This window comes from Streptomyces sp. NPDC001393, from assembly GCF_053597455.1.
In genome coordinates, this window is record NZ_JBSFIH010000003.1 from 72,894 (window position 1) to 86,224 (window position 13,331).

The following is a 13,331-nucleotide window of genomic DNA, read 5'->3' on the forward strand; positions in this document are numbered from 1 at the left end:
GCCTCACTTCATGGTCAGGAACCGCTGCACCAGCGAGGCCAGCACCACCGCCAGCAGCGGCAGCGCGAACCAGAAGGTGCCCTGGAGCAGCCGCAGCTGACGCACGCCCGGCCGGAGCGCGACCCGCAGAACCTCCCGCGCGGCCAGCAGCAGGATCAGGACGACGGCGGACAGCGCGCCGACCACCGACCAGGGGGTCCAGGTCACCAGGGGCCCGATGGGCCCGGGCTTCGGCTGCGGCACCGGCCCCGCCGGCTGCCTGCGCAGCGCGAACACGGTGACGTCGTCGTTGACCAGGACCTTCGTCAGCTCCTGCCGGTTGTCCAGGTTCTCGACCAGCCGGGGCGCCCAGGTCGCGGAATAGCCCGCGTCCAGCTGCAGATAGGTCACCTGACTCTTGTTGATCATCAGGTACGAGTTCGGGCCGGCGTCCTTGAGCGCCTTGACCAGGCCCGACACCAGCACCGGGTCGGTCGGGGCAAGAGTGGGCACATAGTTCACCCGCTCCATGTCCTTCGACCCCCACGGCATCGCCGGAGTCACGTCGTTGACCGTGTCCTGGGTCAGCCACAGCAGCCGCAGGGTCGGCTTGTCGTGGGCGTACACCCAGTTCATGGCCGCGACCTCGCCGGGCCGCGTGCGCTCGAACGGCTCGTTGCCCCAGCGGGCCACCAGGAAGCCGCCCATCAGCAGCAGCCCGGCCAGCAGCGCGGCCAGCGGGGCGAGGCTCACCCGGTCCTTCTCGCGCTCCTGCGCGGTGACACCGGTGCGCGGGAAGAGGGCGAGCGCGCCCAGCAGGGCCGCACCCGGCACCGCGAACATGAAGACACGCAGTGCCATCTCACCGCCGTACGACTGCATGCCGAAGCCCAGGAACGGCACGAAGGTCAGCACCAGCAGGGAGCGTTCGCGGTAGCGGTGGAAGCGCCGGCGCCACCAGCCCCAGCAGGCGAACGCCATGACCGAGCCGGCCAGCAGCACCCGGGTGTAGAGCACCAGCTTGTGGGTCGAACTGCCGCCCTGGATCCGGCCGGAGACGGAGGTCGAGACATTGCTGCCGACCCCGCCGACCCCGCCGAACAGGTCGTTGAAGTGCCCCGACCAGTACGGCTCGGCCATGAAGCCCACCCAGACCGCCACCAGCACCGCGAAGAGCAGCGGCAGCCCGCGCAGTTCCGAGCGGCCGAGCAGGACGAGGGCGGCGAGCACGCCGAGCATGACGAACGGGGTGAGCTGGTGCGCGGGCACACTCGCCGCGTACAGGCCGATCAGCACGAGGAGCAGCACGGCCCGCTGGCGGCGGTCGGCCGGCTCCACCTCGGCCTCGCCCGGACGGAACCTCGTCCAGATCACGCGCGGCGGGCGGAACCAGACCAGCAGGATCGCCACGAACACCAGGTACAGCAGATAGGTGAAGCCCTGCGGTGAGAAGTAGTCCTGGCCGACCCAGCCGCACAGCACGAACAGCCAGACGCCGGTCCACTTCGCCCGCCAGCTCGCCCGCAGGGACCTGGTGAGCAGGAACATCGGTACCAGATAGGCGAGTTGGATCGCCGTCGGCCACCAGCGGATGACCTCGGTGAAGTCCGTGACCCCGCAGGCCCGGCCGACGAACGCGGCCACCGCGAAGAACCCCGGCCAGCTCCAGCGGGCGTCCAGGTCCGGTACGGCGGACCCGGTGCGGTCGATGTAGTCGATGAACCCGAGGTGCTGCCAGGCCGTCGGGAACCGCGGCTCGCTCTCGATCACGGCGGGCAGCGCGTGCAGCGAGACGACCGTCGCCACCAGGGTGAGCAGCAGCAGCGCCCGGTGCTCGCGGCGCAGCCAGAGAAGCGCGGCGAAGACGACGACCAGCAGGGCCGCTCCGACCAGCGTGGGCAGCGGCAGCACCGAGATCAGCCCGAGCCCGCCCGTCCGGTCCAGGTCGGCCTCGCCGAGCCGGAGCGCGGGCACCCAGTACAGCAGCAGCGCGGCGGTCAGCAGACAGCCGAGGAGGACACCGGTGCGGGTGGGCAGCAGCCGCTGCCGGAGCGAGGCGGGGGCCGGTGGCTCGTCGGGCACGGCCTCCTCCGGTACGGCCGGGTCGGCCGGCTCCTGCGCGAGGGGCGCGTCGCTCTCCACCACCGAGCCGGCCCTCCCCACGGACGCGTCCAGCTCCTCCACGGTGAACGGCGCGTCCACCTCCGCCGCCTCCGCCTCCCGCAGCAGTTCCGCCTCGGCCGGACCCAGCGAGGCCTCGCTGCCGGGCTCCCTCTCCTCCACCGGGAGCCCGACCGGAAGCGCCGGCGGTGGCAGCGGCGTACCGGCGGGCGGGGTGCCGGGGCCCGGGCGGACGTCCGGCCGGCGTTCCACGTGGTCGAAGTCGACGTGGATGCCGAGGGCGAGGGTGTCGGAGTCCAGCGCCCAGGCCGGGCTGTGCCGGCGCGCCGGGGAGGGGACCGGGACCTCCGGTGCCCCCAGGTCGGCGAGGTCCCCGTCGGGTGGTGCCGTGTCGGGCACGGCGTCGGCCGCGGTCCGGATGGTCTTCCAGAGCTTCGGCGCGGCGATCGCGGCGATCACCGCGAGGCTGCCGGCCTCGGCGAGGCCCGCGCCGGTCAGCCCCATCCGGGGCAGGAGCAGCAGCGTCAGGCCGAGTGTCAGCACGCACAACAGGCCCTGCAGCCAGGCGAGTCCGGCGGTGCGACTCCGTGCGCGCAGCACCGCGAAGTAGGTCTCGATCACGACCCGCAGCACCGAGCCGATCGCGAGCCAGCGCAGCAGCGGGGTCGCCGCGTGCGCGTAGCCCGCCCCGAACACGCCGAGGATCCAGGGTGCGCCGATGAGCAGCAGGCCCGCGATCGGCAGCATGATCCGGGCCATCCGCCGCAGCGCGGCACGGGTGTTGGCGGCCAGCCTTCCTGGGTCGTGGGAGCCCTCGACCGTCAGGGACGCGCCCATGTTGATGGCGAGCAGGTCGGTCGTGCCGCCGATGGTGGAGGCGATGTAGAAGTACGCGTTCTCCGCGGAGCTGACCTGCGAGGCGACGAGCACCGGCACCAGGTAGATCACCGCGAGCGAGAACAGCGAACCCGTGTAGTCCCCGGCCAGGAACCGGCCGACCTGGTGCAGCGTCGGCGGCTCCGCGCGGCCCTCGGTCGCCTTGATGTGCCGGGGCACGAGACGGCGGAAGACCAGCCAGCCCAGCGGCACCACCGAGGTGGCGATCGCGGCCACCCAGGAGACGAAGACGCCGGTGGTCGGGATGGCGGCGGCGAACGCGACGAGCAGGGCCAGCTTCACGGCCGAGAACACGGTGTTGCCGACCGGCACCCAGGTCGCGCTGCGCAGCCCGGTCAGCACCCCGTCCTGCAGCGTGAGCAGGTTCCAGGCGGCGACGGCCGCGAGGAAGCCGAGCCCGTTGACGGTCCCGTGCAGGAAGCGGTACGACGGCCCCCAGGCGTCCAGGGTCAGCAGGAAGACGCCCGCCGCGAACGCCACCAGCAGGGAACTGCCCGCGTAGGTACGGAAGATGAGCCGGCCGGTGCGTTTCCCGGCGACCGGGATGAACCGGGCCAGGGCGCCGGTCAGGGTCACCGCGGTCAGCCCGGCCAGGAACTTCATCGCCGCGATGGCGGCCGAGCCCTGCCCGACCGCCGACTCGGAGTAGTAGCGTGCCGCGGCCAGCCAGAAGCCGAGCCCGAGGACCGCGGAGATGCCGGTGTTGAGCATCAGCGCGTAGGCGTTGCGGAACAGCGGGCTGCCGCCGGAGGACCGGCCGGTGCCGGGCAGCCGGAGGCGGCGCCCGGACCTCTCGGGCGCCTGGGCGTCGGTCGTCGTGGACTCGGTCGTGGTCGTCGTGTCAGACACGGGAACGGATGGCCTTCCGGCGAACCTGGCGTGCTCTGCGGACGAGCGCGTAGCCCTTGGTGAGGGCGCGGTCCCTGGCGAAGGTGCGGGCCACGGCCCGGCCGTGGAGAAGCCGCTCGAACTCCTCCACGCCGGTGGAGCGCCGGACCGTGACCCGCCGGAGTGCGTACGGCCCCTGACGGCGGCGCGCGAGGGCGTTGCCGACGGCGAGGGCCTGGACGTACCCGTCCTCGCGCACGGCCCGGCGGACCCTGCGGTCGGAGTGGCCGTAGGGGTAGGCGAACGACACCGGCCGGGCGCCGAGTTCCTCCCCGACGATCTCCGTGCAGCGGCTCAGTTCCGTGCGCAGGGCTTCGTCGCCGAGCTGGTCGAGTTGCGGGTGGGTGTGGCTGTGCCCGCCGATCTCGACGCCGGCGGCGGCCAGTTCGCGCACCTGCCGCCAGTCGAGCATGGCGTCCAGGCCGCCCCCGGTGTCGTACGCGCCCCTGATCCAGCCGGTGGAGACGAACAGGGTGGCCGGGAAGCCGTGCTTGGCGAGGACGGGCAGCGCGTGCCGGTGCACGCCCTCGTAGCCGTCGTCGAAGGTGATCAGCACCGGCCGGGCGGGCAGCGGGCGGCCGGTGCGCCAGCGTGCCGCGAGGTCGGCGGTGGTGACCGGGGTCAGGCCCAGGTCACCGATGAGCGCCATCTGCTCTGCGAACGCCTCCGGCGCGACCGACAGGGCACGGGTGGCGTCGTTCGGCGAGGTGGCGACGGAGTGGTACATGAGGATCGGTACGGAAGTGTCAGTCATCGGTCCCCCCTTGGCCCCGCCGCCCGCCGTGCCCAGCGCCCTCCACGCCACCGGCGCCGACCGCTGCACCCCGGCCGCGGGTCGGTTCGCCGTCGTCCGGGGTTGGCTCGGTATTGCCTGTGGGCCGTTCCTCGCTCTCCTGGATCGGTGCCGATGAGAAAGCCGTGCCGTTCCGGCGCGCACGCAGGGTCCCCACCGCGTAACCGCCGGCGGCGCTCAGTACCCCGGCGACGATCGCGCCCGCGCGTCCCGCGCCGCCCGGCCGGGCCAGCAGGGCGTCCCGCAGGCCACGAGCGACCCCCGCGGGCAGCACCCTGGTGGTGTACCGGCGTTCGGACTCCAGCCCCTTGTCCGCGCCGACGCTCCGGGCGACCAGGGCCTTGGACAGGCCCTCGGCGTAGGTGCGGGTGCGGAAGTAGGCGAAGTGCTCGCGCGGTTCGGGCACCCGGTGGTGGATCACCGCGCGGTCGTCGATGAGCAGGACGGCGTCGGGGCGGGCCCGGGTGAGGCGGATGCACAGTTCCGTCTCCTCGCAGCCCAGCGGGCGGCGGTCCCCGTCGCGGCCGATCCCGGTCGCGAAGCCGCCCGCCGCCTGGAACGCCGTACGCCGGAAGGAAGCGTTTCCTCCCAGCACGTTGCGCACCCGGACCCGGCCCGGCGGCAGGCCCTTGTAGGTGCAGCCGACCACCCAGTCGAACTCCTCCGGGAACCAGGCCGGCCGCCGGCCCGACGCCCAGACGGGCACCGTACGGCCGCCGACCGCCATGACGCGCGGGTCGGCGTAGCCCTCGGCGAAGCGGCGCAGCCAGTCGCGTTCGGCCACGGCGTCGTCGTCCAGGAAGGCGATGACCTCGCCGTGGGAGGCGGCGATGCCGGTGTTGCGGCCGGCGGACAGGCCGCGCGGACCCGCGTTGGCCAGCACCCGGACGCCCTCGGTCTCCTTGTACTCGCGGGCCAGCCGGTCCTTCAGAGCCGGGTTGTGGTCCACGACCAGGAGCGTCTCCAGCGCGGGGTACGACTGCGCGCGCACCGAGGAGACCGCCGCGAGGATGTCCTCCCAGCGGTCCTCGGTGTACACGCAGATCACGACGGAGATGCCGGGATCTCTCAAGACACCTCTCCCCGGACCGTGTCGAGCATCGGCGAGTGGTGTTCCTGGCGGCGCAGTTCCCGCCGGTTGGAGCGTTCCCCCAGGATGACCTTGAGTACCCGGAACCCGTCGCGCACGGCCCGCAGATTGCTCGTGCCGTGGATGCGCAGGTACTCGTGGCTCGGGATCTCCTGGACCTTCAGACCGGCCTTGACCACTCTGATGTTCATCAGCGTCTCGACCTCGAAGCCGGTGCAGTCGAGGTCGATCTTGTCGAGGCAGTGCCGCCAGAACGCGTTGTAGCCGTAGCACAGGTCGGTGTAGCGCGCTCCGAACTTGCGGTTGACCACTGCGCACAGGGCCCGGTTGCCGAGCTTGCGGATGAAGGTCATGTCGTCGGTGCCGCCGCCGTTGGCGAACCGCGAGCCCTTGGCGAAGTCGGCGCCGGAGACCAGGGCGGAGACGTACGACACGATCTCGTTGCCGTCGGCCGAGCCGTCCGCGTCCACCATCACGATGATGTCGCCGCTGCAGGCCTCGAACCCGGTGATCAGGGCATCCCCCTTGCCCTTGCCGTGCTGTTCGACGACCTTGACGTCCGGCCACAGGGAACGGGCCACTTCGACGGTGTCGTCCGTGGAATTGCCGTCCACCAGGACGACTTCGTGTATCCAGTCCGGGAGTGTCTTGAAGACGTAGGGCAGATTCTCCGCCTCATTCATGGCGGGAATCACCACGCTCACCGGCGGAGTGATCGCGAGGTGAGAGGAGATCGGCCGGTAGTGCGCGGCGATTAAAGGATCTTGCCCTGAACTCGGCGGGCGCAGGACGGAACTCATGAGTCTTTTCCCTCTCGTCCGGTGGACCGCCCACCCCCGGGCGGCCCGGCTCTGTGTCCGGTTCGAAAGGGGGGTTCTCATCTTCGGCACGGGAAACCGATCTCCCAATCGGTCTCTGTGCACGCCGATGAGCTGGCAAAGTGGCCGGTCCGCCGGAGAAGAACGGCAGCCGGTCGCGCGGCACGACTCGGTCACAGTTGCGGTCACCGAGCACGGCACCCCCCTACCGCGCCCCGCACCGGTGGACGCCGCGGCCCTGAGCCCTCCCCTGGAGCCGTGTGCCGACGTGCCGGTGCGGGTGAGATGTACGACGGTATTGACGATTGAACCCGAAAGGCAACCCCTGGGGGACTGCCTCACAGTTTTGTTGGTTTGGCCGTTACACAACTTTGGCCCGTGTTGCTCGCTCTTGTGTGCGTTTTCCGGACGTTCGTTCCCGGATCAGCACCAGGAGCAGAAGCAGCAGGCTCAGTGCGGTCACCGCGACCACCCCGCCGCGGACCGACCAGCGGTGAACCGCGAGCATGCCTTGGGCAACCAGCATGTTGACGACGACCGAGCCCGCAAGCGCGCAGAGCGCCCGGCCGAAGGGATCCAGCCCGCGCAGTGCCGCGGCGAGCGCCATGGCCGGCGCCGCGAGCAGGAAGAGCAGGGCGCACGGGCCGCGCAGCGGCGAGGTGGAATCGACGAGAGCGAGCAGCCCGCCGGTCAGCGCCACGGCGGTCGCGGCACCCGCGAGTAGCGGCAATGAAGATGTCTTGATGCCTATGGTCTGCATGGCCGACTTTGCCCCCCGACGCGCCAGATGCCGGGCTTCAATGTGGCGCAGTCCATGTGGGGTCGTCAAGACGCCGGTTGTCGAACCGTCAACAGGTCTGACATGTCCGCGCAATACCTGAGCGGTGAATATTTCGCGTTGATCCTGTTGAGAGCCCAAAAGTCTTGGCATGGACACTTCCCGTCAACACGCGTAGTTGCTACGACAGTTGTGGCAGAGATCCTGCTAAAGGAGGTTCCATGAGACGTTCCCGACTTACCGGATTCGTTGCCTCGCTCCTCCTCGCCGCCGGCCTCGGTCTCACGGGAGCCGGCCACGCGACAGCCGCGACCGGGGGCTATGTGGCACTCGGTGACTCCTACTCCTCCGGAGTCGGCGCGGGCAGCTACATCAGCTCCAGCGGTTCCTGCGACCGCAGCACCAAGGCGTACCCGTACCTGTGGAACGCCGCCCACAGCCCGTCCTCGTTCGCCTTCAACGCCTGTTCGGGCGCCACGACCGACGACGTCATGGCGAACCAGCTCGGCTCGCTGAACTCCTCGACCTCACTGGTGTCCATCACCATCGGCGGCAACGACGCCGGCTTCTCCGACGTCATGACGACCTGTGTGATCCAGTCCGACAGCGCCTGCATCGACCGGATCAACACAGCCAAGGCGTACGTCGACTCCACGCTCCCCGGCAAGCTGGACACCGTCTACAACGCCATCAGCGCCAAGGCCCCCGGCGCCCGGGTGGTCGTGCTCAGCTACCCCCGCTTCTACCTGCTCGGCCAGACCTGCCTCGGGCTCTCCGACACCAAGCGGTCCGCGATCAACGACGCGGCCGACTACATCGACGCCGCCATCCAGAAGCGCGCCCAGGCCCACGGCTTCGTCTTCGGCGACGTCCGCACCGCCTTCTCCACCCACGAGATCTGCTCCGGCGACTCGTGGCTGCACAGCGTCAACTGGCTGGACATCAGCGAGTCGTACCATCCCACCGCGGCCGGCCACTCCGGCGGCTATCTGCCGGTGTTCACGAACAACGCGTGACCCGTACGGGCTCGCCCCTCAGGGTGAACTCGACGGCGAGCCCGATGCCGATGCGGAGGCCCCGCCCGACGGGGTCTCCGTCGCCGTGGCCGTCGTACAACTCACCGAGAAGGGGACCGCGTTCGACGTGGTCTGCACGGGTGCGCGCACCTTCACGCCGATCTGGTCCTCGGTCGTCCCGCCGCCGCGGTAGACCGTCAGCGTCACCTGCACCTGCCGGGTCCTTACGCCGCCGTCCGGGAACGACAGAGTGTGCCACCCCGGGTCGGACACCGATCCGCGTGTCGTCACCCACCGGTACTCCACCTGCGCGGGCAGCCGTCCCACCGTGAACGTCGCCGTGAAAGAGGGCGTCTGCGCGGCCGGCGGCGGACAGCTCCCGGAGTACGTCGTGTGCGCGCCCGCCACGGTGACCTCCACGGACTGCGCCGGCTGTGTGCCCGACGACGTGCTGCCGCTCGGCGACGGCGGCGCCGTCGTGCCCGAGTCCGTGCCGCCGTGCCCGCTCGGCGTCCGCGCACCGCCGGTCACCCGGCTGCCGCCGCCCGCGTTCTGCTGACCGCCGCTGTGGTGACGGTTCAGCAGCGTGTACGTCAGCCCCGCCAGCGCGAGCGCCAGCACGAGCAGGCCCGCCACCAGCACCGCGCCCGCCCGCCGGTTGCGCTGCGGCCCGTCGGGCGCCGTGGACGTCGTGGACGCTGCGGGCGCCGGAGTGCCGGACAGGGGCGGCGGCGGGGTGGGGGACGGCTGTGGGCGCGGGGCCGCGACCGTCGGGGCGGTGTACGGCGGCACCGGGAGCGTGGCCGCCCGGGGCGTTCCGCCGGCCGCGACGATCCGCAGCTCGTGTTCCGCCCGCTCGGCGTCCAGCCGTTCGGCGGGGTCCTTGCGCAGCAGTCCCTCGATGACCGGGGCGAGCGGACCGGCCCGGTGCGGCGGCGGCAACTCCTCGTCCACCACGGCACGCAGGGTGCTGATCGGGGTGTCGTACCGGAACGGCGAGACGCCCTCCACCGCCGCGTACAGCAGCACCCCCAGCGACCACAGGTCCGACTCGGGCCCCGGCGTCCGGCCCAACGCCCGCTCCGGAGCCAGGAATTCTGGCGAGCCGACCACCTCGCCGGTCATGGTCAGCGCGGAGCTGCCCTCGACCGAGGCGATCCCGAAGTCGGTCAGCACCACCCGGCCGTCGTTCGCGAGCAGCACATTGGCCGGCTTCACGTCCCGGTGCAGCACCCCGGCGGCGTGCGCGGCGCGCAGCGCGGACAGCACCTCGGCACCGATGTGCGCCGCCCGCTGCGGCGACAGCGGACCCTCCGCCTCCAACTGGTCGGCGAGCGAGAGCCCGCGCACCAGCTCCATCACGATCCACGGCCGGCCGCCCTCCAGGGCCACGTCGTACACCGTGACCACGTTGCGGTTGGCCACCCGCGCCGCCGCCCACGCCTCCCGCTCCAGGCGTGCGTACATCCGCTCCACGTCGGAGGCCGGCAGCCCGGCCGGGGCCCGCACCTCCTTGACGGCCACCTCGCGGTGCAGCACCTCGTCCCGGGCGCGCCACACGGTGCCCATGCCGCCCTCGCCCAGCGGGGACAGCAGACGGTAGCGGCCCGCGATCACACGTTCGCGGCCCGGCTCTTCGGACACGGGCGCCCCCAAGGCAGTCGCGTGATGTCTCCCCGTAGCGAGATGTCACCCCAAGTTAGCTCAGCCAAGCGCCGATGCGGCCCCTTTGAGCACCAATCCGGCCCCCAGGGCCATGACGACCAGCGCGGAGGCGAGCGGCACGCAGCGGCGCACCAGCGCGGCCACCGGGTGGGCGGTCCAGCGCGGCCGCCGCTCCAGCACCCGGCTCAGCCCCGAACCCAGCCGTACCACGGCGAACCCGGCCGCGCTGAGCGTCAGCGCGAGCCCGGCGCCGTAGGCCACGACGAGCAGCAGCCCGAACCAGGCCTTCCCGAGCGCCGCGGCACCGACGAGCACCACCACGGCGGAGGGACTGGGCACGAGCCCCCCGGCGAAGCCGAGCAGGATGGTGCCGCGGAGGGTGGGGGCGGTGGGATGGGTGTGGGTGTGGCCTCCGTGGGTGTGGGTGTGGCCGCCATGAGTGTGGGTGCCACTGGTGTGGCTGTGGCTGTGGGCGTGTCCCTCATGGGTGTGCTCCCCATGTGTGTGCTCCCCATGGGTGTGCTCCATATCGTTCGGGGGGTGATGGTGGCGGGCCGGCCACACCCTCCGTACGAGGTTGGCGCCCGCCGCCAGGACCAGCGCACCGCCCGCGATGCCCAGCCAGGCGATCACCGAGGGCGTGGCGGCGGAACCGGCCGTGACGAGCAGCCCCAGGGCGATCACGCCGAGGGTGTGGGTCACGGTGACCGAGGCGGCCAGCGGCAGCACGTCCCGCAGCCTCGCCCGGCCCCCGCGTGCCGCCGCCGCGGCGGCCATCAGGGTCTTGCCGTGGCCCGGCGCGAGCGCGTGCAGCGCGCCCAGGACGATCGAGACGAGCAGCGCGAGCGCGGCGAAGCCGACGGTGAGGTCGTGACGGGCCACGAGGTCGTCCAGCGCGCGGGTCCAGCGGTCGGCGCCCCGCGGCAGGATCGCGGCCCCCGGTTCCGCCTGCCGCTCCTCGGCGAGGGCCGGACCGCCGGGCCGCAGACGCACGGAGGCAGCGGTGGTGTCGGCCGGGGAGGACAGCAAGTCCTTCGGATACACGGTCAGTTCGTGCGAGACCGACGTCTGCGGCACGTCCGTCGCGGTGAGTGTCATACGGTCGCCGCGCGCGGTGATCTCCCGCCACCCGGGCCCGCCGGTGGCCCCCGCGCTGTGGAAGCCGAGCGTCACGGTGGCGCCGCGCGGGAGCGGCGCGGTCAGCCGGCACTCCACCCGGAGGGTGTGCAGCCCGGCCTGACCGGGACGCAGCCGCGCCGTGGAGCCGACGGCGGTCAGCGTGGCCGTACGGCCGTCCACCGTGAGCCTGCTGCCCTCGGCGGCCAGCGCACACCGCTGCCGGGCCCACTCGGCCATGCCCAGCCGCTCGAGGTCGGGCCCGGCCTGGGTCGCCGGGATCTCGGCGAGGTCCTCCACGTGGTCGACGCGCAGCTGTCCGGGAGCGGCGACCAGGCCGTCGTAGCGGTTGACGGTGAAGTTCCCCAGCGGATGGGCGCTCGCCGTGCCGCCGGGCAGGAGGGCCAGGGCGCCGGTGGCGAGCAGCAGGAACGCGAGGCGTGGCTTCACTTCGTCGCCTCCAGGGCCTTGCGGGCCTCGGCCGCGCCGAGCGGGGAGAAGCCGGGGTTCAGACGCAGGGCCGAGGTGAGGGAGGCGCGGCCGGCCGTGCGGCGGCCCGTGGCCAGCTCGATCATGCCGCGGTGGTACAGGAAGGCGGCATTGCGGTAACCGGTGGCGGTGGCCCGGCGGGCGTACGACAGGGCCTCGGTGTCCCGGCCGTTCACGTGCAGCGCCCAGGCGAGCGCGTCCGCGGTGTGCACGGTGTGCCGGCGGGCCCATTCGGCGCGGGCCGCGCGCAGGGCGGCCGCCTTGTCGCCGTGGTCGGCGGCGGCCAGGGCGGTGTCGAGGTCGGCGTTGACCCCGTTGGCCCGGGCCAGCGCGATCCACGCGTTCACCAGGGCGTACTGCCGCCCAGCCCTCGCCCGGTCGCCGGCCGCGCCCCGCGCCTCGTACAGCTCGCCCAGTTCGACCAGCGGGCCCGGCAGCGGGTACCTCGACACCACCGTCTCCATCCCCCTGATCGCCGCCGCGCGGTCCCCACTCGCCGCCTGCGCCCGGGCCCGGCCCTCCAGCGCCGGCAGATAGGTGTCGTCGGCGGCGAGAGCACGGGCGTAGTCGGCGAGGGCCGTCCTGTAGTCGCCCTGGTTCCAGGCGAGTTGGCCGAGCTGGGCGGCCACGTACGCGATGTCGCCCCGCGAAGTGGCACCTGCCAGTGCCTGCTCCAGTACCCGGCGCGCGGTCGTCACGTCACCCTGCAGCTCATGGACATACGCGTACCGCGTGAACACCGGTACCCCCGGCTTGCGTGCGTCGGCGGTCTCGGCGGCCTTCGAGGCCTCGGCATACCGGCCGAGTTCGACCAGACCGTCGATACGGGAGGACAGCGCGCGCTCGCTGTAGGGGTTCTGCCGCAGTGCCTGGTCCGCGTAGGTCAGGGCGTCCTTGAAGTCGTGCCGGGCGGCGGCGAGGGCGGCGCGGCCGGCCAGCGCCTGGTCGTTTTCAGGGGCCAGCGCGAGGGACCGCCGCAGTGCCTTGTCCGCCTGCGGGTACCGGGCGGGATCGCCCTTGGTCCGCGCCTGCTCGACGTAGGCCAGGCCCAGCGTGGCCCAGCTGCCGGAGTCCTTGGGCTGGGTGCGCAGATGCGCCTGGAGCGCGGCGATGCCCGCGTCCAGGTCACCGCCGCCGAGCGCGCCGGGGTCCACGGAGGTGGAGGCGGCCGGCACGGTGACGGGCGCCCGGTCGGCCCCGACGGCGATGGCCCCACCGGTCAGCGCGACCGCCAACAGCGCGGCACAGCCCGCGAGTTGCGCAGCCCGCCAACGCCGCCCGGCAGCGGCGAACCGCCGAACGGCGGCCACGCGCTGGTCGGATCCGACGGCCGAGGGCGCTTCCGCCGCAGTCGGCCCCATGCCCACCGTTGGCTCGTCGCCGCTGTCCGTCGGCTCGCCGCTGTTGTCGGTTGGCCCGCCGCTGTTGTCGGTTGGCCCGCCGATGTCCGTTGGCCTGCGGTTGTCTGTCGGCCCGCCGCCGTTGTCTGTCGGCCCGCCGCCGTTGTCTGTCGGCTCGCCGCCGGTGTCTGTCGGCTCGCCGCCGGTGTCTGTCGGCTCGCCGCCGCTGTCCGTCGGTCCTCCGCCGCTGTCCGTCTGCCCGTCCATGTCGTCGTCGTTCTGTCTGCGCGGGCCCATGCCCTCTCCTGCGTCCGTCGGTCGTGTGGAAGGCGCGGCCCGCC

Annotated in this window: 9 protein-coding genes; 1 reads left to right on the top strand and 8 read right to left on the bottom strand. The window is 72.5% G+C overall.

What is annotated here, in order from left to right; all coding sequences use genetic code 11:
* Window positions 1–3: 3 nt before the first annotated feature.
* The 5 genes from ACWC2T_RS05405 to ACWC2T_RS05425 all read right to left on the bottom strand — a co-directional run bounded on the left by ACWC2T_RS05405 (window position 4) and on the right by ACWC2T_RS05425 (window position 7,346).
* On the bottom strand, window positions 4–3,846 hold the full coding sequence (locus ACWC2T_RS05405; RefSeq protein ID WP_450669135.1) for a lipopolysaccharide biosynthesis protein: 3,843 nt from the start codon (window positions 3,844–3,846) through the stop codon (window positions 4–6).
* Window positions 3,839–4,639, bottom strand: a complete 801-nt coding sequence (locus ACWC2T_RS05410) for a polysaccharide deacetylase family protein (protein ID WP_450669136.1) — start codon at window positions 4,637–4,639, stop codon at window positions 3,839–3,841. Before ACWC2T_RS05410 ends, ACWC2T_RS05405 begins: the two co-directional genes overlap by 8 nt.
* Window positions 4,632–5,750, bottom strand: coding sequence for a glycosyltransferase (locus ACWC2T_RS05415; protein WP_450669137.1), 1,119 nt, complete (start codon window positions 5,748–5,750; stop codon window positions 4,632–4,634). Before ACWC2T_RS05415 ends, ACWC2T_RS05410 begins: the two co-directional genes overlap by 8 nt.
* Window positions 5,747–6,568 (bottom strand): glycosyltransferase family 2 protein, encoded by an 822-nt coding sequence (locus ACWC2T_RS05420; RefSeq protein ID WP_450669138.1) that lies wholly within the window; start codon window positions 6,566–6,568, stop codon window positions 5,747–5,749. Before ACWC2T_RS05420 ends, ACWC2T_RS05415 begins: the two co-directional genes overlap by 4 nt.
* 379 nt (window positions 6,569–6,947) lie before the next feature.
* Entirely contained in the window at window positions 6,948–7,346 is a 399-nt protein-coding gene (locus ACWC2T_RS05425; RefSeq protein WP_450669139.1) for a hypothetical protein, read from the bottom strand.
* A 239-nt stretch (window positions 7,347–7,585) separates the two neighbouring features.
* Between ACWC2T_RS05425 and ACWC2T_RS05430 the strand changes: the two genes are divergently transcribed.
* Window positions 7,586–8,380 carry an SGNH/GDSL hydrolase family protein gene (locus ACWC2T_RS05430; RefSeq protein ID WP_450669140.1) on the top strand — a complete coding sequence of 265 codons (795 nt, stop codon included), beginning with the start codon at window positions 7,586–7,588 and terminating at the stop codon, window positions 8,378–8,380.
* An 18-nt stretch (window positions 8,381–8,398) separates the two neighbouring features.
* Here the strand turns inward: ACWC2T_RS05430 and ACWC2T_RS05435 are convergent, their stop codons facing one another.
* The 3 genes from ACWC2T_RS05435 to ACWC2T_RS05445 are packed head-to-tail and all read right to left on the bottom strand — an operon-like array spanning window position 8,399 to window position 13,287.
* A complete protein-coding gene (locus ACWC2T_RS05435; RefSeq protein WP_450669141.1) occupies window positions 8,399–10,024 on the bottom strand; it encodes a serine/threonine-protein kinase in 1,626 nt (541 codons plus the stop codon).
* 60 nt (window positions 10,025–10,084) lie between these two features.
* A complete protein-coding gene (locus ACWC2T_RS05440; RefSeq protein ID WP_450669142.1) occupies window positions 10,085–11,611 on the bottom strand; it encodes a HoxN/HupN/NixA family nickel/cobalt transporter in 1,527 nt (508 codons plus the stop codon).
* Window positions 11,608–13,287: a hypothetical protein gene (locus tag ACWC2T_RS05445; protein WP_450669143.1), complete on the bottom strand. Its 1,680-nt coding sequence runs from the start codon at window positions 13,285–13,287 to the stop codon at window positions 11,608–11,610. The genes ACWC2T_RS05440 and ACWC2T_RS05445 overlap by 4 nt, the downstream gene beginning before the upstream one ends.
* Between the last annotated feature and the right edge of the window lie 44 nt (window positions 13,288–13,331).